Here is a 23191-nt window from a genome sequence, read left to right as displayed (position 1 = left end):
CGCCCCGTCATGCGGCCTCCAGATCGGGCAATCGGGGCCCGTCGCGTCCGGCCAGAACGTCCGTCAGGTTGGCGAATGCGTGCAGCGTCATCGTGGCCGCCACAAGGGGCACGACCAGCCAGACAAGGAATTTCGGCACGCCGACCGTCACCGTGGGCTCGGCATAGATGAAGTTGAACGTCGCCCCCGAGAAGGCGGCGATGTCGAACCCGACGCGGGCCAGGCCGAGCGGATCGTACCAGATCCACGACAGCCACAGCAGCGTGCAGGCGAATTCGAGCACCAGCACCGCCACGAGGACGGCGAGCGCCCGGCGCGCGCCGGCGGGCAGCAAGGGGGGCACGAGATCGACCGCGATGGCCGCGCCGAGGCGGATCTGCATGGACGCGCCGATGAACACCGCCCAGATCATCGCGTAGATCGCCGCCTCGTCCACCCAGAACAGCGCCATGCCCGCAGTGCGCGTGACGACGTTGAGCAGGATGAGGCCGGTGACGGCTGCCATCAGCGCCGTCAGCGCGACGCCTTCTGCGCGAAGGACGATTCCAGAAACCCGTCCCAGCGGACCCGGACGGCCCGCCGGACGCCGCCGGGGTCCGTCAGCCGGATCAGCGGGTCCGGTCATCGCCGCGGATATCCTTCCCCCGCACCGATCAATCGGCCGCGATGGCGCGCAACGCCGCAAGGTTGGGGGCCTTCGGCTCCCAGATGGCGTTCCAGGCATCCACCGCGTCCCGGAAGAACGCGGCATCCACCTCGCGGATGGCGATGTCGGATTTCTCGACCTCGGCCAGGAACTGCGCCTCCTTCTCGAGGTAGTCGCGTATGCAATCGTCCACGGCCTGCGCCATCAGATCCGAGATGATCGCCCGGTCCTCCTCGCTCAGCGCCTGCCAGGTCCGTCCCGAGACGAGCCCGAGCATCGGGAACATCATGTGGTTCGACAGCAGCATCGTCCGGGCGTGGTCGGTATAGCCGAGCTGCCAGATCAGTTCGAGATCCATGTCGATCGCATCGACCTGCCCGTTGGCCAGCGCATCGTAGACGTCCGAAAGGGGCATCGGCGTGGGCGCGGTGCCCAGAGCTTCGTAGAAATCCTTGATCGGCTGGAACGGGGTGATGCGGATCTTGCTGCCCGCGAGATCGCCCGCCGAGTCGATGTCGTCCCTGGCGACGATCTGGCGCAGCCCGGCGGCACCGAAGCCCACGCCGACGACGCCGACCTTTTGCGGCAGCGTCGCGAGCATCGAGCGCGCCTCGTCCGAGCGCAGCACCTCGGCCGCCTCCTCGATGTCGTCCACGAGGAAGGGCGCATAGAACGCGCCGAATTCCGGTGCGCGGTTGGAAACCTCGGCAACGGTCATGAACGACATGTCGAGAGCGCCGGTCTGCATCTGCTGAAGCATCTGCGCCTCGTTGCCCAGCTGCTGGGCGGGAAACACCGAAACCGTGTGCCGTCCGTCGGTGGCTTCCTCGACGGCGCGGGCGAATGCCTCGGCGTTCTGCGTCCAGATGTGATTCGGCGGGGTGATCAGGCCGAGGCGGAAATCCTCGGCGAAGGCGTCGTTCGCGGCGAAGGTCAGGGTCGCCAGGCCGATCGCCAGGCCGGCCGCGGTGGCTTTACGGATATCATGCGCCATCGTTCCTCCGAAAATCCGGGTTTGTGCAGCTTCCGGCGATGCTAGGGAGGGGTTGTCATCGTGACAAGCCGTCGCGATAAGATGTGGATATGTCCGAACCCGATAGCCGTTCCAATCGACATGCCGGTCATCGCACGCCGGATCGCAGAAGCCTGAGCGAGCGGATGCGCAGCCGGCTCAAGCTGCGGCAATTGCGTCTGATCGTCGAGATCGACCGTCATGGTTCGATCCTCGGCGCCGCAAGAGCCCTCGGCGTTTCGCAGCCGGCCGCCACCAAGTTCATCAAGGATATCGAGCTCGACCTTGGCGTGGAGCTGTTCGAGCGCACGAACAGGGGCGCCTTCGCCACACCGCACGGCGCGGCGCTGGTGCGCCACGGTCAGCTGGTCCTGGCGCAACTGGAACAGGCCGCGCAGGAAATCGACGATCTGTCTCAGGGACGCGGCGGCAAGATCGCGGTCGGCACGCTGCTGACCGCCTCCGCGCGCCTTCTGCCGCGCGCGCTGGCGCGTCTGGCCGCCGAACGGCCGGGCGTGCGCGTCTCGATCAAGGGCGGCACCAACGATCTGCTGATGCCGCTTCTGGAGCGGGGCGAACTCGATTTCGTGGTCGGCCGCCTGCCGGAATACCGTTACCGGCGCGGCCTGACGCAGGAACGGCTGATCGACGATCGCCTTGCGGTGGTGGCCCGGACCGGGCATCCGCTGGCGGAAGGCGGCGCCCCGACGCTGGAGACGCTGGGCGCATATCCGTTCGTCCTGCAACCGCACGAGACGACCGCGCGCCGCCAGATCGAGCGTCGTTTCGCCGATGCCGGACTGGATCCGCCCCATGCGACGGTCGAGACCGTTTCGTTCCTGACGATGCGCGCGATCCTCAGCAGCACGGACATGCTGGCGATCCTGCCTTCCGAAGTGACCAGGCGCGACGTGGAGCTGGGCGTGCTCGTCGAGATCCGGTGCGAGCCGCTGTTCGCCGGCGCCATGCCGGTGGGCGTCAGCTATCGCACGGGGGGCATCCTGTCGCCCGCGGCGATGGCGTTGCTGGCGGCGCTGCGGATCGAGGCCGAAGGCGGGCGCTAGACGGCGATCGGTGCCGCTTCCCGGCGGATTGCATGCACCACGCTCATCGCCGCCAGGGCGGACGAGCGGGGATTGCCGGCAAGTGCCTGGCCCTCGACGGTGAAGCGCATGCGTCCGAACGCGCCGGCGGCCTCGATCTCGTGGACGTTCGCCTTGGCTGCGGGATCGGCGACAAGCGTGACCCGCGTGGCGTCCATCCCGATCCCGGCAAGCGCTATCATGGCGGCGACATTGGCATTTTTCGGATAGCGCAACGCCGCCTCGCGCGCGGTGCCGTCGAAATGCACGGCGGGAGCGGTCAGCGCCCCGAGGTCGAGCGCCTCCTCGGCCGGCGAGCCGCGCCAGCCGCCGGGGGGCTTGGTGCCGGTATAGCTTACCGTGTCCAGCCCGCCGACCGCCGCGGCGGCCAGCGCGTCCATCGCCCCGATGGCCCCCGACGCGAGACGAAGCCGACCGCCGCCCGCCCGGCCCGCTGCCTCCAGCGTCTCGGCAAGGCCGCTCTCGGCCAGGGCGCCGACGGAGATCGAGACAAGGTCGATCCCGGCGGAAAGGGCCTGCGCGCCGAAAAGACGCAAGGCGTCGTGCCCCGCGCAATCCACGACGAGATCGGGACGGACGGGCAGCGAGCCCAGATCGTCCGTGGCGATGACCGCATCGACACCCGGCGGGCAGGCTTCCCGCGTGCCGGGCCGCAGGATCTGCGCCACGACATTCAGGGCCGCATCGCCCCCGATCGCGTCCAGGACATAGGACGCGATCGCGCCGCGCCCGATCACCGCGACCCGAAGCCGCCTCCCTTCCGCGACAGGATTCAGAGCGTCACCCAACCGGCCGGCGGCTCCTTGCCCGGATGCACCGTCCCGCAATCGGGGCAGGTGCGGAGTTCTTCGGAGGCATAGAACGTCTCGTAGACCGGCGGCAGATCCTTCACGATGGACTCGAGCTGCATCTCGGCACGGTGGACGCGGGCGCTGCACTCGAAGCAGTACCATTCGATCGCGTCCAGCTCGCCCTTCTGGCGCTTGGGCTCGACCACGAGACCGATAGAGCCGGCCTGCGGGCGCTGCGGCGAGTGGCGCACATGCGCCGGCAGAAGGAAGACCTCGCCCTCGCGGATCGGCACGTCATAGAATTCCTCGCCATCGTAAAGCTTGAGGACCATGTCGCCCTCGAGCTGATAGAAGAATTCCTCGACCGGGTCGTCGTGATAGTCGGTGCGCTTGTTCGGCCCGCCGACGACCGTGACCATCAGATCCGCGTCCTCGAAGACCTTCTGGTTGCCGACCGGCGGCTTGAGCAGGTGGCGATGCTCGTCGATCCATCCCTTGAAGTCGAAGGCTTTCAGCTTGGCCATGGTACGCTCCCGTTCTCATGCGTCACGCCGATCCTAGCAGATAGGACGCCTGACGGGGCGCATACGGCTATCGAATAACGCGATAGTGGACTGCGCCCAGCCTCGCTTGCACAAGGCATGCCCTGCCGGCGATCCTGCGGCACCCGTATGAGAGGCCGCATCATGTATCCAGATCTACATCTCTACATCGCCGGGGAATGGCGCAGGGCACGCACCGACATGGCCGTGCTGAACCCCGCCACCGAGGAGGAGATCGGCCGCCTGCCGCGCGCCGAAATCGACGATCTGGACGACGCGCTCGAGGCGGCCGAGAAAGGCTTTCGCCTCTGGCGCCGGACATCCCCGCGCGAAAGGGCCGACACGATCCTGCGCGCCGCGGCGATCATGCGCGAACGCGGCGAGGAGATCGCCCGCGCCATCACGCTCGAACACGGCAAGCCGCTGGCGCAGGCCCGCGCCGAAGTGATCCGCGGCGCCGAGTTCTTCGAATGGGATGCCGGCGAGGCGATGCGCACCTACGGCCGCATCATTCCGGCGGCGGACGGCAACAAGATCGCCGTCCATCACCAGCCGGCCGGCGTCGTCGCGGCGTTCTCGCCCTGGAACTTCCCCATGAGCCAGCCCGCCCGCAAGGTCGCGGGCGCGCTTGCCTCGGGCTGCTCGATCATCCTCAAGGCGGCCGAGGAGACGCCGGCCGGCGCCATCCACATCGCCCGCGCGTTCGAGGCCGCGGGCCTGCCGCCGGGTGTGCTCAACCTCGTCTTCGGGGATCCGGCCGAGATTTCGAGCCACCTGATCCCGGCCGAGCCCGTCCGGCTCGTGGCGTTCACCGGATCGACGGCGGTGGGCCGCCATCTGACCACGCTCGCCTCCGAGAACATGACGCCGGTGCTGATGGAGCTTGGCGGCCACGCCCCCGTCATCGTCTGCGAGGATACGGATGTGGAGGCGGCCGCGATCGCGGGCGCGGTGCGCAAGATGCGCAATGCGGGACAGGTCTGCACCTCGCCCACGCGGTTCTTCGTCCACGAGTCCATCTTCGACCGTTTCGCCGACGCCTTCACCGAACGCGCCGCCGCGACGGTGGTGGGCGACGGCACGCAGCAGGGCACCGAGATGGGTCCGCTGGCCAACGAGCGGCGCGTGCCCATGCTTACGGGCCTGATCGAGGACGCGGTGTCCCACGGCGCGGATCTGCGCACCGGCGGCAAGCGGCGCGGCGACCGGGGCTATTTTCTCGAACCCACGGTGCTGGCGAACGTGCCCGATGCCGCGCGCATCATGCAAGAGGAGCCGTTCGGCCCCGTCGCCGTCCTCAATCCCGTGCCCTCGCTGGACGCGGCCATCGAGGCGGCGAATGCGGTGCCTTTCGGGCTGGCAGGCTATGCGTTCACCAACCGGGCCGATCATATCGACCGCATGATCGACGAGGTGGAGGTGGGCAACCTCTCGATCAACACGCTCGAAGCCTCGCTGCCCGAGACGCCGTTCGGCGGCGTGAAGTCGAGCGGCTACGGACGCGAGGGCGGCACCGAGGGGCTGGAGCGCTACATGACGGTCAAGAACGTCTGGCACTCGGCCCGCATCGCCTAGATGTCCGCCAAGGCCGGGCGGCGCTAGAGGCGCAGCCCGCAGCCTTCGAAGGCGGCGCGCGTCGCGGCCTTCTCGTCCTCGGTCAGATCCAGCATCGGATGGCGCACGCGCCCCCCGACCTGGCCCAGAAGCTCCTGCCAGTATTTGCCATGCGCGGTCGGCTTGGCGGCAGGCCGGCTGGCGGCGAAGGCGTCGCGCACCGGATCGAGGCTGTCGCGCACCCGCCGCGCCTCGTCGAACCGGCCGGCGAAGGCCAGTTCGGTATATTCGTGCATCCGCCGGTCCTTGGCCGTCTGGATCTGGTAGGGCGGCGACGAGCAGAGATAAAGCTGCCAGCCCAGCTCCTCGATGTTGTCCAGCCATTCGGGCTCGGAGGAGGTCGAGACCAGGATCTTGTCCCCCACCATCCGGGTCAGCTTCACGTACATCTCGCGCGGCACGGAATATTTGATCGCCACGATGTTGGGCAGATCCGCGATGCGCGCGCATTCCTCGGGCTGCATGATGTAGCCGCTGTCGGGATGGCTCCACATCGCGATGCCGATGTCCAGCCGGTCGCACAGATGCTTGTAATACTCGTAAAGCACCGGCCCGCGGTCGTGAACGAAGCTGAGCATCGGCGCATGGACCACGACGTAATCCGCGCCGCATTCCTGGGCATGGCGCCCCAGTTCCAGCACCGTGTCCACGTTCTGATCCGAGATCGACATGATCGTGCCCGCCGTGCCCGCGCATTCGTCGGCGGCCACGCTCATGGCGCGCTTGCGCTCGTCGAGGGACATCGCCCAGAACTCGCCCTGCTTGCCGGCGACGAAAAGGCCGCGAATGCCCAGATCGTCGACCCAGTGGCGGATATTGGCGCGCAGCCCGGCCTCGTCGAAGGCGAGGTCTTCGTCGAACGGCTGAAGCGCGGCCGCCCAGATCCCGCGCATCGTCTCGCGGGCATGGTCCTTCGCCTCGTGCATGGCATATTTCATGTCGCGTCTCCCGGATCCAAGGCGAAGCGTCCCGCGCATCCGCGCCGCGATCGAACCCCAAGAACGACGCGCGGACCAGCGCTGCGCGCCATTGCGGCTATTCCTTTATCGAATATCCACAACCGGCAAGTCCCGTTTCCGTCCCGCCATCGGCGCCCCTGCCGCGGATGTCATGCCGCCGGACACAGCGCGCCTGAATGCGCCGTCATCTGAGAAGCCGGATCGCAAAGGCTTCGTAGCGATGCCATTACAGCAAACTTGCATGGTCATCGCGGTTGTTCTGCGTGCCATACGAGACGACATGGCCACCAGGAGCGTCTACGCGATACTGGGGGCGGCGGAGGAGGAGGAGAAGGAAGCGCTGGAAGCGAAGTTGACCGCCGTGGAGGCTCCTCCCCTCGATATTCCTGAATATCTGGCCGTGCTCTAGCCCGCGCAGGTGGATGCGCTGGCGAACACGCTCTCCGACCCGGAGGCGGTCCATCGCACCTCCGAGGTCCTCGGCGGGCTGATCGACCGCATTATCATCCAATACGACCGAACCGGCGAGCATACGGCCAAAAACGAGGGCAAGCTGTTGAGTTCGTCAAGCTTTGCGGATGCAAAAAACGCCGCAGCCTGCCCGGATACGGCGTCTTCGCTAAAGCTGGTTGCGGGAGTAGGATTTGAACCTACGACCTTCAGGTTATGAGCCAGATTCACCACAATATCTAGAGCCTTGATTGTTGACGCATTTTCCGACGTAGTCTCCTAGAGTGCTGTTTTTTCGAAGCTATCCGGCGCGACCGCCTGTTACTCGCCGCCAGCGAACGACAAAAACAGCCACAAGACGTGTTGACACAGTGTTGACATGAGGGAGCGCCGAGATGCCGGAGAAACTGACCGAAGCCGCCGCCCGGAAGGCCCTGCCGCCAGTCCGCGGGCAGAGCATGCTGTGGGACGCGGAGGTGAAGGGGTTCGCCTTGCGGATGACGCCGGGCGGGGCCAAGTCCTTCGTCCTGGACTACCGCGCCGAGGGGCGGCAGCGCCGCATCACCATCGGCGCCTGGCCGGACTGGACCGTGGCCGCCGCGCGCCAGACCGCGAAGGACATGAAGCGCGAGGTGGATCTCGGCCATGACCCGATGGGCGAGCGGCAGGCGCAGCGCGAGGCGCCGACGGTGCAGGAGATGTGGGAGCGCTACGCGCGCGAGCACCTGCCCAAGAAGGCCGAGCGCAGTCAGGCCGACGAGCGCATGATGTGGGAGAAGATCATCCTGCCGCGCTTCGGCAAGATGAAGGTCGCGCAGATCACCCACGACGATGTGGACGCGCTCCACCGCGACATCACCGAGATCCGCGGCACGCCCGTCCGCGCCAACCGCACCGTGGAGGTGCTGCGCAAGGCGTTCAACCTCGCAGTCCGCTGGAAATGGCGCGACGACAATCCCGCCTCGGGCGTGCGCCGCAATCAGGAGGAGAAGCGGAACCGCTATCTGAACCGGACGGAAATCGCCGCGCTGGCGCAGGCGCTGAACGAACATTCCGAGCCCATGTCCGCGAACGCGATCAAGCTCCTGATGCTGACTGGCGCGCGGCGCGGCGAGGTGCTGGGCGCGACATGGGAGATGTTCGACCTCGAGAACGGCGTCTGGACCAAGCCCTCGGCGCACACCAAGCAGCGCAAGCTGCACCGCGTGCCCCTATCGGGCCCGGCCGTGCAGCTGCTGGTCGAGATGAAGGCCGCCGCGAAGGCGAAGGCCGAGGCCGAAGGCATGCCGCCCAGCCCCTTCGTTTTCCCCGGCCCGACCGGCAAGCCGCTGACCGAGATCAAGCGGACATGGGTCTCGGTCTGCCGCAGGGCGGGGCTCGGCGCGGAGGTGCCGGTTCTGGACGCGAAGGGCAAGCCGGTCCTCGACTGCAAGGGCGAGCCCAAGACCGAGTTCAAGCCGAATGTCCGGATCCACGACATCCGCCATTCCTTCGCCAGCATCCTCGTGTCGGCAGGCGCGTCGCTGCCCTTGATCGGCCAGATGCTCGGCCATACGCAGGTACAGACCACCCAGCGATACGCCCATCTGTTCGACGATCCGCTGCGCAAGGCCGCCGAGACGGTGAGCGCCTTCGTGTTGCAGCGCTCGCCAGAGGAGTTCAGCGCAAACGAGGCAGAGCAGAAATGACCGACCAGAAGCCCTATGGCCCACCGCCCGACGCCATCCCGCTGTCCGACGCGATGAAGGAATACGTGCCCGCCGAAATGTGGGAGGAACATGCCCGCGCGACGGAGGCCCGCAAGAATGCACCGAAGCGGCCGAGCTACCTCAGCATGTCCGTCCGCGACTGGCAGGACGCCAAGGACTCGCACGCCGCCGCCAACCGGACGCGCTCGGCACGGGCCGATCTGCACCGCGTCTGGAACGGCATGCTCGCCGCGATGAAGGCGAAGCTCGAGACGGGCGAGCTGACCGCGTTCGGTCAGGAAGATCCGCCCTTCGGCCCGTGGCACGCGATCCCGGCTCCCGCATGGCGGCAGCTGCGCATCACCAATGTCCGGAAGGGCGAGGCCAGCGTCGGCTCGAACATCGTGCATGACATCCACATCCTGCCGCCAGATGCCGACGACCACATGCCGACCGGGACGCCCGGACGTCCGAAGAAGGGAATCGACATCATCCGGATCGAGTTTCAACGGCGCGTCGATGCGGGCGAAATTGCCGAAAGTCTCGCCGCCGAAGCCCGCGCACTGCAGGCATGGTATCGCGAGACCTATCCTCGGCGGGACTGTCCCACCACCAAGACCATCGAGAACAACCTGCGTGAGGCGTGGCGCGCAGTTCGTCTAAGGACTGCGTAATCCCCTGAAATTATTGCTCCGGGGGCATTTTCGGGGCGGTTTTTCGGGGGCCTGAACGTCGGCATCTCTCGGGCATCGGCGGCGCGTTGCGTCGCCTGGCACGAAGGAGACGCCGATGACCCAATGCCTGACACGCCCATCCAGTTCACCGGCTCGATCCTCGACCAGCTGGAAACCAAGGTCGCTGCGGAGGCCGCGCACCTGCTGCCCATCGTCCACGCGATCGGCGATCACGGTGTCGGCTTCCTGGTAATCCCCCAGCGCGCGACCGGGCTCCACCGCGGCATCAAGCTGCTGCAACGGCCGTTCATCGTCATGGTGGGCGACGACACCGACTGCGCGCTCGGCCCCGATCAGTATGACAGCAAGGCGCTCGACCGGCTGATCGGCATGGCCGACGGCGTCGCCATCATCTCCTGCGCCCCGCCGCCCGAGGCCTATTCGAGCATCGCCCTGATGGCCATGGCGCAGCGCAACGGGCTGATCATCGAGACCCGGCCAGAACAGGAGATCGCCTGGACGAACCACGTGCAGGCGGTCTGTCCGGAACTGCCGATCCTGCTCTGCACCGTGAAAGGGCCGCGGCAATGACGGTGCAGGGCGACCCTCTCGACTTCAACGGCACGCCACCCGGCAGCCGCGCCCATGCCGCCACCCGCATGTCCGTCGCCCAGCTGGCCAACATGCTGGAAGACCGCATCGCGGACCTGGCCCGCGAGTTGCTGGGCGAGCCGAACCGGGAGCTTTCCAGCGCGCAGACCCTGCGCTTCGGCACCAAGGGCAGCGTCGCCATGGAAATCGACGGCGCGAACAAGGGCCGCTGGTACGACCACGAGCACGGCGCCGGGGGCGCGGGGCTGGAACTGATCGGCTATCACCTCGGGCTGGACGACAAGGCCGCGTGGGACTGGGCGCGGTCGTGGCTGGGCGAACCCGACGCCGGTCCCTCCTGGACGGCGACGCCGCCCGCGCCGCCCGCGCGGTCCGCCTCGGGCTCTTCATCGGCTCGGACGTGGAGATGTCGCGGCGCGTGCGCGAGGATCTGACCGAACGCCTCGGGCGCATCGTCCATGCGGAGGGCGAGTTCTGGCGCTACGGCGGCACCCACTGGGAGGCGATCCCCGATCACGAGTTGCGCCTGCCCGTCCACGCCTATGACGGCGCCGGGTTCCTCACGCCCGCGGGCGAGCCCTCGAACGTCAAGCTGACCAAGACCCGCGTCGACTCGGTCCTGCACGAATGCGCCGCGCTCTGCGCCGAGCCGGGATACTTCGAGAAGCCGCCCGCGGGCATCAACTGCGCATCCGGCTTCATCCGCTTCGACGCGGAGGGGGTGCCGCATCTTGAGGCGCATCACCGCGAGCATCGCTGCCGCCACACGCTGCCCGGCCATTGGCAGCCCGGCGCTTCCGGCACGCCGCCCGCAGGATCGCTGTTGGCGAAGCTGCTTGCTGGCAGCTTCAAGGGCGACCCCGACGCCGAGGCGAAATGTGCGTTGCTCGCGGAGGTCTGCGGCGCGGCGGCGCTCGGCTACGCCACCCGGCTGATGCAGCCGCGCGCGGTGGTGCTGCACGGCAAGACCGCCGAGAACGGCAAGAGCCAGGTGCTCGAACTGGCCCGCGGCCTCCTTCCCGAAAGCGCCATCTGCTCCGTTCCCGCCTCGAAGATGGGCGACGAGCGGCATGTCATCGGCCTCGTGGGCAAGCTGCTCAACGCCTCCGACGAGCTCTCGGCCGAGGCCATCGCGTCAGACACCTTCAAGGCGGTCGTCACCGGCGATCCATCGAGGGGCGCGACGTCGACAAGAGCCGGGTCGAGTTCCGCTCCGTGGCGCAGAACCTCTTCGCGGCGAACCAGCTGCCGAGCTTCAAGGGCGGCGTGGACAGGGGCGTGCAGCGCCGCCTGCTGCTGATCACCTTCACGCGGACAATCCCGCTGGAGGAGCGCGTCGAGGATATCGGCAAGCGTATCGCGGCCGAGGAACCGGACCTGCTGCTGGCATGGGCGGTGGAGGGCGCGTCGCGGCTGATCCGCCAGCGCAACTACGCCATCCCGCAGAGTTGCCACGAGGAACTCCTCGAATGGGTGCTGAGCGAGGATCCCGTCGCCGCATGGGTGGATGCCTGCGTGAAGGTCGTGCCCATCGTGAACGGCGGGCCGACCATCGCCACGCGCGACGCCCACCTGCGCTTCCAGAACTGGGCGCTGGCCGAGGGCTACAAGCCCGAGAAGCTCCCCGCCATCAACGGCTTCGTGCAGCGCGTGCAGGCCCGCGTGGCCGGGATCCAGCACAAGCGCACCAGCTCCGGGCGGTACCTTGTCGGGCTGACGGTGACGCAATGGTGACGCACCAAACGGGCGATTTGGCCCCTAACCCATTGAGAGTGTTGAGATGACGCACTTGGGCTCAAACATTTTGATAAGGGGGAAACCCCTCTCCCCAATCATCATCCCGTTCCCCCCTATACAAAAGGATGCTGGGGGAGGTGCGTCATCTCAACACTTTCAGGGACTTGCGCCCGAAACCCCGTCATTCCTGCGTCACCGCTGCGTCATTCGAGGCGCCGAGCGCACCGGCCCGAGGCGGCGTCAAGGCAGAAGGATCGGGAAAGCGGCGGTTCCTCCTGCGCCGATCCGTATGTGGGGACGCGCAGCGCATTGCGTCGCCAGCGTGAGGGCCGGTCATGCCTAAACTCGACAGCCACGAGACCAAGACAGCCTTCGCCGCCCGTGTCGGGCTGACCAAGGGCCGCATCTCGCAGCTGGTGGCCGAGGGCCTGCCGGTGCGCGGCGACGGCCGGATCGACGTGGCCGAGGGGCGCGCCTGGATCGAGACCAATCTGGACCCCTCCCAACGCTACAAGGGCGGCGCGCCCTCTGCCACCTCCCGCACCGCCACGCTGGCCGAAGCCAAGCGGCTGCACGAGATCGTCAAGGTCCAGCGCGCCCGGCTGGCCTTCGAGCGCGAACAGGGCAAGCTGATCGACGCCGACGAGGCGCGGCGCACGGTCTTCGCGCGCGCCCGTGCCGAACGCGACGCGCATCTGGCATGGGTCCAGCGCACCGCGCCGCTGCTCGCGGCCGAGCTCGGGGCCGATCCACGCGCCACCTTCGCAGCACTGGACCGGATGATGCGCGAACATCTGGAGCACCTGGCCGACCTGCCCTTGGGGAGCTTTGGCGATGGTGCCTGACATCGACCTCGCCTGGCGGCGCGGCATCCGCCCCGAACCGCCGATCCCGGTCTCGGACTGGGCCGACCGGCACCGCATCCTGCCGCCGACCTCGGCCGAGCCCGGCCGCTGGCGCACGGACCGCACGCCCTATCTGCGCGCCGCGATGGACGCCCTGTCCACTGCCAGCCCCTACGAGCGCGTCGTGCTGATGAAGGGCGCACAAACCGGCGGCTCGGAGGCCGGGCTGAACTGGCTCGGCTACATCATCCAGAACGCCCCCGGCATCGCCATGCTCGTGATGCCCTCGCTCGACATGGTGCGCCGGAACACGACCGTGCGCATCGACCCGCTGATCGAGGCCACGCCAGCCCTGCGCGACCTGGTCGCCGCGCCCCGGTCCCGCGACGCCGGGAACAGCCTGTTCCGCAAGTCCTTCCCCGGCGGCCAGCTGGTGATGACCGCGGCGAACAGCGCGGTCGGCCTGCGCTCGACGCCCGTCCGCTACCTGTTCCTCGACGAGGTGGACGGCTATCCCGGCGACGCCGACGGTGAGGGCGATCCGGTCGATCTGGCGATCCAGCGCACCGCCACCTTCCGCGGCCGGCGCAAGATCTACATGGTCTCCACGCCCACGCTGAAGGGCCATTCCCGCATCAAGGCCGCCTTCGAGCACAGCGACCGGCGCCTCTACCACGTCCCCTGCCTGCGTTGCGGGGACATGGCTCCGATCACATGGGCGCGCATCCGCTGGCCGGAGGGGCGCCGCGACCAGGCGCATCTGGTCTGCGAGGCCTGCGGCGGCATCCACCACGAGCACGAGAAGCCTCGCCTGCTCGCCGCCGGGGAATGGCGTGCGACGGCCGAGGGCGACGGCCGCACCGCGGGCTTCCATCTCTCCGCGCTCTATTCCCCGTGGGAGACATGGGCCGAGATCGCCGCCGAGCATGGCCGGGTGCGCAAGGACCCACCCCGGCTGCAGGTCTGGGTCAACACCAAGCTGGGCGAGTCCTGGGAGGACCAGGCGGGCGACACCGTCCCGGCCGACCCGCTTATGGCTCGGCGCGAGGACTGGGGCGAGGCGCTCCCCGCCACTGTCGCCGTGCTGACCGCGGGCGTCGACGTGCAGGGCGACCGGATCGAGGTGCAGATCCTCGGCTGGGGCCGCGACGAGGAGGCGTGGGTGATCGACTACCGCGTGCTCTGGGGCGACCCGTCCGGCCCGCGCCTGTGGTCGGATCTCGACATGGTGCTGCAGGCGACCTTCCCGCATCCCGCGGGGCTCGACCTGCCCGTGCGCGCGGCGGCCATCGACACGGGCGGGCATCACACCAAGATGGCCTACGAGTTCTGTCGCACCCGCCTCGCCCGCCGCATCTGGGCGATCAAGGGCCGCGGCGGGCCCGGCATTCCCGTCTGGCCGCGGCGCCCGACGCGCACGAACAAGGGCAAGATCCCGCTGTTCATCGTCGGCGTGGATGCGGTGAAGGACGCGGTCTACGCCCGCCTGCGCCTGACCGAGCCCGGCCCCGGCGCAATCCACTTCCCCCGCCGCCTCGACGCCGAATATTTCCGCCAGCTGACCGCCGAGCGCGTCGTCACCCGCTTCGAGCGCGGACGCCCGATCCGCTCCTGGCAGCCCAAGCGCGACGGCGACCGCAACGAGGCCCTCGACACCTTCGTCTACGCCCACGCCGCCCTGCATGGGCTGATCAGCATGGGGCTCAGGTTGAATGAGGAGGTGGAGGGGGTGAAGGAAGACGCCCTAAGAATGACTTTCCGGCCCTCTGCTCCCGTGTACCGCTCCCGATGGCTCACGAAGTAGCGCGATTGACGCCTACCATAGCTGGACGAAACACGCTATGGATCCACAAGATGTATCAGCATGCGGACGCTCGGGAACCAAGATGAACCTATCGCTTCAGAGAGATCTCTTCACAAAGGCCACAAACCCATGGAAGCGCTTCTTGCCGCGCGTTGAAGACCTCTCCGGACCCGATATCCCCATGGCTGTGTGGGATATCCCCTATACGATCCCCCAGCTGTCGTACGCAACGCATGGCCATTTCCGCTACTACGGTAAGTTCCCATCCTCTGTGGCTGCGATGATCCTTGAAGATTATCCGGCACCCGATGAAAACAGCTGCGTAGTTGACAATTTTTGTGGGTCTGGAACGACACTTGTAGAAGCAAAACTACGCGGGATCAAATCCGTCGGTGTCGACGTGAGCTGGCTTGCGGCCTTCGCGTCGAATGTGAAGACAACGATTATCGATCCTGCCGAAGTCTTGGACTTGTTCTCACAGGTCAAGAAAAACTTCGCACATCAAGTGGTCGACGACGACCAATGCCTTTCAGAAAAGTTTGTCGTGAAGTGGTTTTCAACGGGAGCTGCTCGCGATCTCCTCAGTCTTCAGAAGGCTCTAGTTCCTCTCCCGCTGGGCAGCGCGAGAGACTTCCTTGTTCTCGCCTTCCTTGCGATTATCCGCAGGGTATCAAAGGCCTATGACGGCGAGGTGCGGCCGCATATAAACAAGAGCAAGAAGCCCCGCGATGTTTGGGCAGCATACGAAAAGAAAGTTCGCGATATGGTCGCGAACCATGTTGCGTTTCAGGCAGTAATTGAAGACGATGCATTCTCTAAATGCTACCTTCACAATAATCTGGATTTAAGGAACATCGAACTGCCGGGCACTCCGTATCTGATCGTTTCGCACCCCCCCTACCTGAACAGCTTCGATTATCGTCCAGTGTTTAGCCTTGAGTACTTCTGGGGTGAACCATTCCGCATTGACGCAAAGACGCCAAGCCTGAAAGGCCTCGAGTTTGACGAGATTCGGGCGTATCCGGCATCGGAGACCATTTCAGAGCAATACTATGATCACCTGCGCCGAACCTATGCGGAGGCTTTCGCACTGCAACAATCTGATGGGTTGCTGGCTGTGGTCATCGGTGATTGCACGGTTAACAAGAAACTCGAACCTGTCCTGCAGAAGACCGCTGAAATCTGCGAGCAGATCGGATATACATTAGAAAAGGTCAATCTCCGAACCACTCATTATGGCCTCGGAAAATATGCGTACAACTTCCGCGCCGACTATCATGGCGACGCGGAAAAGCGAGATGGAATACTAATTCTACGCAAGCCCTGAACTTAACAGAGGCTCTATTGATATTCGACCGTCAGCCCGCCATCACTCCAACAAAGACGACAAATCTTGTTCGCACGACTATCCATGAATATGTAGCCATCAAGCTCTTCCATAATCTTTTTCGAGATTGATGCAACTGCCTCATCAGTGACATAGGCGTCCTTGGTGATCCGCTCCAAAAAGTCGACGCCATAGCTCTTTTCGTATGCCTCCATTGCGGCAACGATCAAGGAGTCCAAAACTACAAGATTGTAATCTACACAGGCCTGCACCATGTTCACGCTCTTCGGTTCCCAGTGAGAGTACTCAGTGAGAACGTTGATCGTGACCATTTCTCTTTCGTCTGCCCGCTTGTCGAACTGACCGAATCTGTGCTTGCGAACATCAAGAGCAACAAAAGAGGCCTGCTTTGCCTTCTCAGGCGTCTGTGGACCTGCGAGACAATCATTTAAAATGCACTCGACACCACCATCAGTGAATCCGTTTACCTCAAGGGTTTTGCATAGGCGTATCGGATCTGGAATATCGCGGAGGCTTCTCTCGTTATCCACGAAGTGAGGCACGCCATTAACATCCAAACAGAAGATCAAGCGGAAGGGCGCCAGCACCTCATAACTTGCGCTCAGTTCCTCCGGGCCATCTACGGACACTTGGCACGAGTCACCCTCTACCTTAAATTGGATCTTGAACTGAGCAGGCTCCGCCCACCGGGGTCGAAAGTTTACCTCCAAGACTTCACCGAAGGGCAATATGCCTTTGGAATACTTCTTCTTAAAGGTCGAATTGATCGTTTGCTCTACGCCGACTTTCTTACATTCGATGAATCCTTTCAGGCCATGAATGTGATCGGCACGGACTTCCATTTTCTTCTTGCTCTTCTTCCCGTTGTTGACGGCGAAGAGTGCCTCTTGATCACCATCGAAGATCCCAAACTCAACTTTGTGCTTGGCCGACGAGAAGCCCTCCAGATAGGGCTCAATCAATAGCCGCGTGCTCAACTCCGCGTCGCGTTTGACGGCCGCCAAGGTGAGGACCTCTAGCATGTCGCCAACCTTCCGTCCGATTTGATGTCCTTTCCGGCGGAAGTGAGAGATGTACTTGAAGACATCAGAAAGATGCACCTCGCTTGCCGTGCCCTCGTCGGACAAAAGATCTTCAATGTCAGACAGGTCAAATTCTTGCTGCGCCATGCTGCCTCCGGTTCCGCTTTTGATCTGGTCTATCACGGCGGTTTGAGGCGCGATAGATGGCAGGATGCCTGTGACGTTGGCTAAGCCGACGTGCCTTTCCCAAACTTTCCCAATAGCTTGGGTCCCTGTTTCGGGCGATTCTGCCGCCCATGCGGACCTTCCTTCATCGCCTTCTCGGCCTCGCGCAGGCTCGCGGCTTCGACGCTGCGGGCGGCGGGCGGCGTTGGGAAGGGGCGCGGACGGTCGATGGGCTTGAACGCGGCGATCCTCGCGGGCGCGACCACGGCGGCGCGGCGGGCCGGGTGGTATGCTCGGAACAACCCGTGGGTCGCGGCGGCGGTGGACAGCCTGGTCGGCAATGTCGTCGGCGCCGGGATCAAGCCGCAGTCCACCCATCCCGACCGGGCCGTGCGAGAGCGGCTCCAGGCGCTCTGGCTGCGCTGGACCGACCACGCCGCCCCGGACGGGCTTGCGGATTTCTACGGGCTGCAGGCGATGGCCGTGCGCGCGATGGTCGAGAGCGGCGAAAGCTTCGCCCGCCTTCGCGTCGCCAGCGACGCCGCCACCATCCCCCTCCACCTCGAGCTTCTGGATCGCGAGCAGGTTCCCATGGATCTGCACCGCGAGATCGGCGGCGGGGCGCGGATCCGGGCGGGCATCGAGTTCGATGCCGCCGGTCGCCGGGTCGCCTACCGGGTCTTGTCCTCCCGCCCGGGCGATCCGCTGGGGTCTCTCCGCATGGACCCGCTCCGCGTCCCCGCCGCCGATTGCCTGCATCTGTTCAAGCCGCTCGCGGCGGGCCAGCTGCGCGGCATCACCTGGCTCGCGCCGGTGCTCCTACGGCTGCACGAGCTCGACCAGTTCGAGGATGCAGCACTGGTGAAGGCCAAGGTCGCGGCGCTGTTCACCGGGTTCATCACCGACCCGGACGGCACGGCGGGCGGGCTCTCCGGCACGAACACCGGCGGCGCGCTGACCGTGGGCATGGAACCCGGGAGTCTGATCCCGCTGCCGCCCGGCACCGACATCCGCTTCTCGAACCCGACCGAGCACGACGCCTACGCGCCGTTCGTGAAGAACCACCTGCGCGCCGTCGCCGCCGGGCTCGGCCTGCCCTACGAGCTGGTCTCGGGCGACCTGGAGGGCGTCACCTATTCCTCGATCCGCGCCGGGCTGATCGAGTTCCGCCGCGGGGTGGAGCAGCTGCAGCACAACGTGGTGGTGCATCTGTTCTGCCGCCCGGTCTGGGAGCGGTTCGTGCGCCTCGCGGTGCTGTCCGGCGAGCTGCCCGCGCGGGACTTCGACCGGAACCCGGAAGCCTATCTCGGCTGCGAATGGCTGCCGCCGAAGTTCGACTACGTCGATCCGATGAAGGACGTGCAGGCCGAGATCCTCGCGATCGGCGCAGGGCTCAAGAGCCGGTCCCAGGCGATCTCCGAGCGCGGCTACGACGCCGAGCAGGTGGATACCGAGATCGCCGCCGACCGCGAACGCGCGGAGGGGCTGGGGCTCGCCTTCGGCCAGACGGCGGGGCCACAGCAGAAGGAGGCGGCCGATGGCTGACACCGAGACTACCCCGACATCGCGGCGTTCAATCGTTGAGATCGACAACGTTTCCCTTTTGACCCGGCGTTCCAGCCTGAAGCCGCAGACGGTCAACGTTGAAGAACGCAACGTTGAAGTTGTCTGGTCTACGGGCGCACCCGTGCGCCGCCGCGACATGGCCGGGCAATACATCGAGCGGCTGAGCCTCGATCCGCAGGCGGTGGACCTGTCGCGCCTGGAAGGCGCCAGCGTGCTGGATGCGCATCGCCAGACCGCTGTGCGCGACGTGCTCGGCTCCGTGCGCAGCGCCGCCGTGGACGGCAAGCGCGGGACCGCGCTCATTCAGTTCTCAGCCCGCCCCGAGGTGGAGCCGGTTTGGCAGGACGTGCTCGCGGGCATCCTGCGGCATGTCTCGGTCGGCTATTCCGTCGAGGAGTGGGCCGAGACCAACGAGAACGGCGCGCGCGTGCTGACCGCCGTACGCTGGACGCCCCCCGAGATTTCCCTGGTGCCGACGCCCGCCGATCCCGGTGCCCACATTCGCATGGAGACAGAGATGACCGAAACGACCACTACCCCGGTCCCGCCCGAGGCGCCGACCACCGACACCCGCGCCGAGGTTAACGCCGAGATCCGCTCCATCGCGCGCATTGCCGGGCTGGACCAGTCCTGGATCGACGGCCAGATCGACGGAGGCGCCGATGCCGAGACCGCGCGCCGCGCCGCCTTCGAGGCGCTGGCGCAGCGGTCCGCGCCGCCGATCCGCAGCGAGCAGGTCCGCGTCGAGATGGGCGAGAGCTAGGACGACCCGGCCCTGCGTGCCCGGCAGATGGGCGAGGCGCTCTATGCTCGGATCAACCCGCGCCACGACCTCTCCGAGCCTGCCCGGCGATACGCCTATTCGACCCCGGTCGACATGGCGAAGGAACTGCTGACGCTGCGGGGCGAATCCACCATGGCGCTGTCGCCTGCGAGCCTCGTCACCCGCGCGCTGCACACCACCTCGGACTTCCCGATCATCCTCGGGGACACGGTGAGCCGCGTGCTGCGCGACGCCTACCAGGCTGCGCCTTCCGGCATCCGCCGCCTCGGGCGCCAGACCACGGCGCGGGATTTCCGCGCGGTGAACAAGATCATGCTGGGCGAGGCGCCGCTGCTGGAGAAGCTCAACGAGCACGGCGAGATCAAGGCCGGGACGATGGCCGAGGCGCGGGAGGCCTACAAGGTCGAGACCTGGGCGCGGAAGATCGGCATCACCCGGCAGGTGCTGGTCAACGACGACCTTGGCGCCTTCTCCGACCTCGCCCGCCGCATGGGCCAGGCCGCGGCCGAGACCGAGGCGCGGATCCTCGTCACCCTCCTCGAGGCGGGCAGCGGCAACGGCCCGACGCTGGCGGACGGCAAGACGCTGTTCCACGCCGATCACGGCAACAAGGCAGGCACCGGCGCGGTGATCTCCGACGCGACACTGTCGACCGCGCGTCTGGCGCTCCGCACCCAGAAGGGCATCGAGGATCGCACGATCCGCGTCACGCCGCGCAACCTGCTGGTGCCGCCAGCGCTGGAGACCATTGCCGAGAAGTGGCTGGCCTCCATCGCGCCCGCGAACGCGGCCGACGTGAACCCCTTCTCCGGGTCGCTCTCGCTGGTGGTCGAGCCGCGCCTCAGCTCGGCCACGCGCTGGTATGTAAGCGCCGATCCGGGCGAGATCGACGGGCTGGAGTTCCCCTACCTCTCGGGCGCGGAGGGCCCCCAGGTCGAGAGCCGCTCGGGCTGGGACGTGGACGGCGTCGAGATCCGGGTGATCCTCGATTTCGGAGCCGGATTCATCGACCATCGAGGCTGGTTCATGAACTCAGGCGCGTGAGCATGGCCGACCTCGCCCAGCTCACCGCCTGGCGGGACGCCCTGTTGGCCGCGCGCTATCAGGGTATCCGCACCGTCGAGTACGACGGCAAGCGCGTCACCTACGCCAGCGACGCCGAGTTGGCCGCCGCGCTCGCAGACCTCAACCGGAAGATCGCAGGGGCGACCGAGCGCATCTCGGTCGTCCGCATCCAATCCTCGAAAGGGCTTTGAACATGGTCTCACGATGGGGGCAGCGTGATACGCGCAAAACGCGTTGACGCCTGCAACGCGTTTCCCCGCGAGGCCAAGGCTCGTTCAATCGGCGTGCTTGCCCTCGCGGAATGCCATGTCGGTGATTTCGCGGAGGCGGGCGCAGTAATGGTCCAGCGTCCCGACATGGCCCCAGTTCACGTCCTCGGGGCTGCATCCGAAATGGTCGGCACTGAGGGCGGCGAGGCGTTCGAGCATCACGTCGATCTCGGTCTTAACAGAGCTAAACGCGGCCAGAGCGGCGTCATTGGTCTTGGGCATGATGGTCTCCGACAGAACATCCCGATCCATCAGGCTCTTATCGTCTTCGAAAGCAAGTCGTGACGGACAGCTATTCGGAAGGGGTAAACGCGACATGCTGATCCGGGAAGGCGTCGCGCAGACTGACCATCGCCTGCATCCAGTCCGATCCGCCCCACTGATTCAGGAAGGCATATGTGCGGCCTCCGGAGTGGATGAGCTCGTCCTCACCGCAGAAGTATCGCGTTGGGTCAAAGCCACGTCCTTCCTGTTCGCGCGCTTCCGTTGCGAGGCGGAAGAAGTCCTCTGCGTTGACCTCGCCCTCGACCGACACGAGGGCACGGTTGGCGCGCGGGCCGCAGTGTTCGGCTACCTCCTCCGGAGCGAGGCCGCTCTCCACGAGATGGCGGAAGACTTGATAGATGGCGTGCCGTTTCCGTAGGCCTGTCAGCCGACGCCCGCTGAGCCTGACGTCGTAGCTGGTCCAGTCTCGCGTGTCCGTGCGCGCCTCGCGCTCCTTGCGCTTCTTCTCCGTGACGCGGACCTGGTATTCCGCAACCTCGGGGAGCGGGATGATCTGCTGGACATCCACGAGGACCCGCCCATCAAGCCCGTAGGGCTGGAGGCGCACGCAGCGGATGTCGATGCCGCGCTCGATGAGCCAGAGAACCGATGTGGTCAGCTCGCGGCTGAACTCGGCGGAGGCCAGGACGATCCTGACGTCCTGCGCGAAGGCATCCTCGTCGGGCTCGTCCCACCCGAGGAAGTCGAGCAGTTCGGCACGCGCATCCGTGTCGGCGTTGCCGATCTGCGTGAGATAGCGAGCGAACACGTCGGCGGCCTGGTCGAAGGTCATGGTGGAGACCATCGACGCGTAGCGGATGGCCTGCAGCTCCATGTGGCCGCCGTCCTCGGTCCGCTTCAGTTCGATCACCACGAGGTTGGCATCGCGGTCGATGCCGAGAAGATCGATGCGCCGGCGCGACTCGTCCCAGTCCCCGAACTCCTCCGCGATCACCAGCGTGTCGGGCGCGATCACGGCGATGTTCGCCCGCAGCAGCCGCTGCAGATCGCGCCGCTCCTGCAGCTGCATCAAACCGAACGTGGTCTTGCTGAGGGGACGGATTTCTTCGCTGGCAAACTCGTAGATCGGCATGGGCAATTCGGACCTTTCGGGAATTGCTCTCATCCAAGCGCAGCGGCACGTCGCGGGCAAGCGCCATCGGACGCGAACACGCCGCGAACATCGGCCCCATCCCGTGTCGCATCCGTGTTGCACGGAGGAATCGGGGATGTTCGTAAGCCTTTGGAATCTTTGGGGAGTGCTCGGGATGGGCTCGCGACACGCAAAAGCCGCCCGGAGGGCGGCTTAAGTAATTGATATCTTGTCGGAAATTTTGGTTGCGGGAGTAGGATTTGAACCTACGACCTTCAGGTTATGAGCCTGACGAGCTACCGGGCTGCTCCATCCCGCGACACTTTCGATCATCGTCAGAGAGATACGGTCTGGATCGTTTTCTAGGTTTGGCGGCGACCTACTCTCCCACGTCTTAAGACGCAGTACCATCGGCGCTGTGGCACTTAACGGCCGAGTTCGGGATGGGATCGGGTGTTTTGCTCATGCTATGACCACCAAACCGAAAAAACGATCCAAACATCCAAGTCAGGCAACTGCGGTGTATGCTTTCGAGCCAGTCTTCCACTGGATCAAATCAAGCCTATCGGACAATTAGTACCGGTCAACTGAGCACATTGCTGCGCTTACATCTCCGGCCTATCGACGTGGTGGTCTACCACGGTCCTCAGGGATACCTTGTTTCGAGGGGGGCTTCCCGCTTAGATGCCTTCAGCGGTTATCCTTTCCGATCATAGCTACCCAGCACTGCCATTGGCATGACAACTGGTCCACCAGTGGATCGTTCACCCCGGTCCTCTCGTACTAGGGGCAACTCCTCTCAAGTATCCTACACCCACGGCAGATAGGGACCGAACTGTCTCACGACGTTCTAAACCCAGCTCACGTACCTCTTTAAACGGCGAACAGCCGTACCCTTGGGACCTGCTCCAGCCCCAGGATGAGATGAGCCGACATCGAGGTGCCAAACGGTGCCGTCGATATGGACTCTTGGGCACCATCAGCCTGTTATCCCCGGCGTACCTTTTATCCGTTGAGCGATGGCCCTTCCACTCGGGACCACCGGATCACTATGGCCGTCTTTCGACTCTGCTCGACTTGTCAGTCTCGCAGTCAGGCTGGCTTCTGCCATTGCACTCAACGAGCGATTTCCGACCGC

Annotated in this window: 24 protein-coding genes, 2 tRNA genes and 2 rRNA genes (1 of these 28 cut by a window edge); 16 read left to right on the top strand and 12 right to left on the bottom strand. The window is 65.7% G+C overall.

Annotated features, from left to right (window positions below):
* Positions 1-7: 7 nt before the first annotated feature.
* Together OCGS_RS04980 and OCGS_RS04975 are read right to left on the bottom strand one after the other, a co-directional pair.
* Complete coding sequence (locus OCGS_RS04980; protein WP_007426140.1) at positions 8-625, bottom strand: TRAP transporter small permease; 618 nt, start codon at positions 623-625, stop codon at positions 8-10.
* Positions 626-653: 28 nt separating this feature from the next.
* Positions 654-1640, bottom strand: a complete 987-nt coding sequence (locus OCGS_RS04975; RefSeq protein WP_007426139.1) for a TRAP transporter substrate-binding protein — start codon at positions 1638-1640, stop codon at positions 654-656.
* 164 nt (positions 1641-1804) lie between these two features.
* Here OCGS_RS04975 and OCGS_RS04970 point away from each other — a divergent pair, with 164 nt between their 5' ends.
* Positions 1805-2722, top strand: a complete 918-nt coding sequence (locus OCGS_RS04970; RefSeq protein WP_007426137.1) for a LysR substrate-binding domain-containing protein — start codon at positions 1805-1807, stop codon at positions 2720-2722.
* Here OCGS_RS04970 and OCGS_RS04965 read toward each other — a convergent pair.
* A complete protein-coding gene (locus OCGS_RS04965) occupies positions 2719-3549 on the bottom strand; it encodes an aspartate dehydrogenase (protein WP_238538223.1) in 831 nt (276 codons plus the stop codon). The genes OCGS_RS04970 and OCGS_RS04965 overlap by 4 nt on opposite strands.
* Positions 3534-4076 (bottom strand): 3-hydroxyanthranilate 3,4-dioxygenase, encoded by a 543-nt coding sequence (locus OCGS_RS04960; protein ID WP_007426135.1) that lies wholly within the window; start codon positions 4074-4076, stop codon positions 3534-3536. Before OCGS_RS04960 ends, OCGS_RS04965 begins: the two co-directional genes overlap by 16 nt.
* A gap of 162 nt (positions 4077-4238) precedes the next feature.
* Here OCGS_RS04960 and OCGS_RS04955 point away from each other — a divergent pair, with 162 nt between their 5' ends.
* Positions 4239-5669, top strand: a complete 1431-nt coding sequence (locus OCGS_RS04955; protein ID WP_007426134.1) for an NAD-dependent succinate-semialdehyde dehydrogenase — start codon at positions 4239-4241, stop codon at positions 5667-5669.
* Positions 5670-5692: 23 nt separating this feature from the next.
* Here OCGS_RS04955 and OCGS_RS04950 read toward each other — a convergent pair whose 3' ends face one another.
* Complete coding sequence (locus OCGS_RS04950) at positions 5693-6646, bottom strand: dihydrodipicolinate synthase family protein (RefSeq protein WP_040610550.1); 954 nt, start codon at positions 6644-6646, stop codon at positions 5693-5695.
* On the opposite strand from OCGS_RS04950, the gene OCGS_RS15010 reads away from it, so the two are divergent.
* Entirely contained in the window at positions 6645-7076 is a 432-nt protein-coding gene (locus tag OCGS_RS15010; protein WP_162136603.1) for a hypothetical protein, read from the top strand. The genes OCGS_RS04950 and OCGS_RS15010 overlap by 2 nt on opposite strands.
* A gap of 217 nt (positions 7077-7293) precedes the next feature.
* On the opposite strand, the gene OCGS_RS04945 is transcribed toward OCGS_RS15010, so the two are convergent.
* A tRNA-Leu gene (locus OCGS_RS04945) sits at positions 7294-7362 on the bottom strand.
* Positions 7363-7512: 150 nt separating this feature from the next.
* Between OCGS_RS04945 and OCGS_RS04940 the strand changes: the two genes are divergently transcribed.
* The 9 genes from OCGS_RS04940 to OCGS_RS04900 all read left to right on the top strand — a co-directional run bounded on the left by OCGS_RS04940 (position 7513) and on the right by OCGS_RS04900 (position 15804).
* Positions 7513-8805, top strand: a complete 1293-nt coding sequence (locus OCGS_RS04940; RefSeq protein ID WP_007426130.1) for a tyrosine-type recombinase/integrase — start codon at positions 7513-7515, stop codon at positions 8803-8805.
* On the top strand, positions 8802-9479 hold the full coding sequence (locus tag OCGS_RS04935; protein WP_007426129.1) for a hypothetical protein: 678 nt from the start codon (positions 8802-8804) through the stop codon (positions 9477-9479). Before OCGS_RS04940 ends, OCGS_RS04935 begins: the two co-directional genes overlap by 4 nt.
* A gap of 123 nt (positions 9480-9602) precedes the next feature.
* On the top strand, positions 9603-10070 hold the full coding sequence (locus OCGS_RS04930; RefSeq protein ID WP_007426128.1) for a hypothetical protein: 468 nt from the start codon (positions 9603-9605) through the stop codon (positions 10068-10070).
* 2 nt (positions 10071-10072) lie between these two features.
* Entirely contained in the window at positions 10073-10525 is a 453-nt protein-coding gene (locus tag OCGS_RS04925; RefSeq protein ID WP_162136602.1) for a hypothetical protein, read from the top strand.
* Positions 10498-11391: a primase-helicase family protein gene (locus OCGS_RS04920; protein ID WP_040610549.1), complete on the top strand. Its 894-nt coding sequence runs from the start codon at positions 10498-10500 to the stop codon at positions 11389-11391. Before OCGS_RS04925 ends, OCGS_RS04920 begins: the two co-directional genes overlap by 28 nt.
* On the top strand, positions 11370-11825 hold the full coding sequence (locus OCGS_RS04915; protein ID WP_007426125.1) for a hypothetical protein: 456 nt from the start codon (positions 11370-11372) through the stop codon (positions 11823-11825). Before OCGS_RS04920 ends, OCGS_RS04915 begins: the two co-directional genes overlap by 22 nt.
* A gap of 338 nt (positions 11826-12163) precedes the next feature.
* Positions 12164-12673: a hypothetical protein gene (locus OCGS_RS04910; RefSeq protein WP_007426124.1), complete on the top strand. Its 510-nt coding sequence runs from the start codon at positions 12164-12166 to the stop codon at positions 12671-12673.
* Positions 12663-14477: a phage terminase large subunit family protein gene (locus tag OCGS_RS04905; protein WP_007426123.1), complete on the top strand. Its 1815-nt coding sequence runs from the start codon at positions 12663-12665 to the stop codon at positions 14475-14477. Before OCGS_RS04910 ends, OCGS_RS04905 begins: the two co-directional genes overlap by 11 nt.
* A gap of 82 nt (positions 14478-14559) precedes the next feature.
* A complete protein-coding gene (locus OCGS_RS04900) occupies positions 14560-15804 on the top strand; it encodes a DNA methyltransferase (protein ID WP_040610547.1) in 1245 nt (414 codons plus the stop codon).
* 14 nt (positions 15805-15818) lie between these two features.
* On the opposite strand, the gene OCGS_RS04895 is transcribed toward OCGS_RS04900, so the two are convergent.
* Positions 15819-16994 carry a hypothetical protein gene (locus OCGS_RS04895; protein WP_007426122.1) on the bottom strand — a complete coding sequence of 392 codons (1176 nt, stop codon included), beginning with the start codon at positions 16992-16994 and terminating at the stop codon, positions 15819-15821.
* Positions 16995-17240: 246 nt separating this feature from the next.
* On the opposite strand from OCGS_RS04895, the gene OCGS_RS04890 reads away from it, so the two are divergent.
* From OCGS_RS04890 to OCGS_RS04880, 4 genes are read left to right on the top strand one after another with little or no spacing between them, the layout of a single operon-like run.
* A complete protein-coding gene (locus OCGS_RS04890) occupies positions 17241-18557 on the top strand; it encodes a phage portal protein (RefSeq protein WP_007426121.1) in 1317 nt (438 codons plus the stop codon).
* Positions 18550-19341 (top strand): HK97 family phage prohead protease, encoded by a 792-nt coding sequence (locus OCGS_RS15420; RefSeq protein WP_238538222.1) that lies wholly within the window; start codon positions 18550-18552, stop codon positions 19339-19341. Before OCGS_RS04890 ends, OCGS_RS15420 begins: the two co-directional genes overlap by 8 nt.
* Positions 19342-19368: 27 nt before the next feature.
* Entirely contained in the window at positions 19369-20406 is a 1038-nt protein-coding gene (locus OCGS_RS15415; protein WP_007426119.1) for a phage major capsid protein, read from the top strand.
* A 2-nt stretch (positions 20407-20408) separates the two neighbouring features.
* On the top strand, positions 20409-20618 hold the full coding sequence (locus OCGS_RS04880; RefSeq protein WP_007426118.1) for a phage head-tail joining protein: 210 nt from the start codon (positions 20409-20411) through the stop codon (positions 20616-20618).
* An 84-nt stretch (positions 20619-20702) separates the two neighbouring features.
* On the opposite strand, the gene OCGS_RS04875 is transcribed toward OCGS_RS04880, so the two are convergent.
* The 5 genes from OCGS_RS04875 to OCGS_RS04855 all read right to left on the bottom strand — a co-directional run.
* Positions 20703-20918, bottom strand: coding sequence for a hypothetical protein (locus tag OCGS_RS04875; RefSeq protein WP_040610570.1), 216 nt, complete (start codon positions 20916-20918; stop codon positions 20703-20705).
* Between the two features lie 70 nt (positions 20919-20988).
* Complete coding sequence (locus OCGS_RS04870; protein ID WP_007426116.1) at positions 20989-22053, bottom strand: PDDEXK family nuclease; 1065 nt, start codon at positions 22051-22053, stop codon at positions 20989-20991.
* Between the two features lie 242 nt (positions 22054-22295).
* Positions 22296-22372: transfer RNA gene (locus OCGS_RS04865), tRNA-Met, on the bottom strand.
* A 47-nt stretch (positions 22373-22419) separates the two neighbouring features.
* A 5S ribosomal RNA gene (gene rrf, locus OCGS_RS04860) occupies positions 22420-22534 on the bottom strand.
* A gap of 71 nt (positions 22535-22605) precedes the next feature.
* Positions 22606-23191: ribosomal RNA gene (locus OCGS_RS04855) — 23S ribosomal RNA — on the bottom strand; it runs 2246 nt beyond the window's last position.

The organism is Oceaniovalibus guishaninsula JLT2003, from assembly GCF_000299575.1.
Classification (GTDB): Bacteria; Pseudomonadota; Alphaproteobacteria; order Rhodobacterales; family Rhodobacteraceae; genus Palleronia; species Palleronia guishaninsula.
This window is presented reverse-complemented; position numbering and strand designations above follow the sequence as displayed.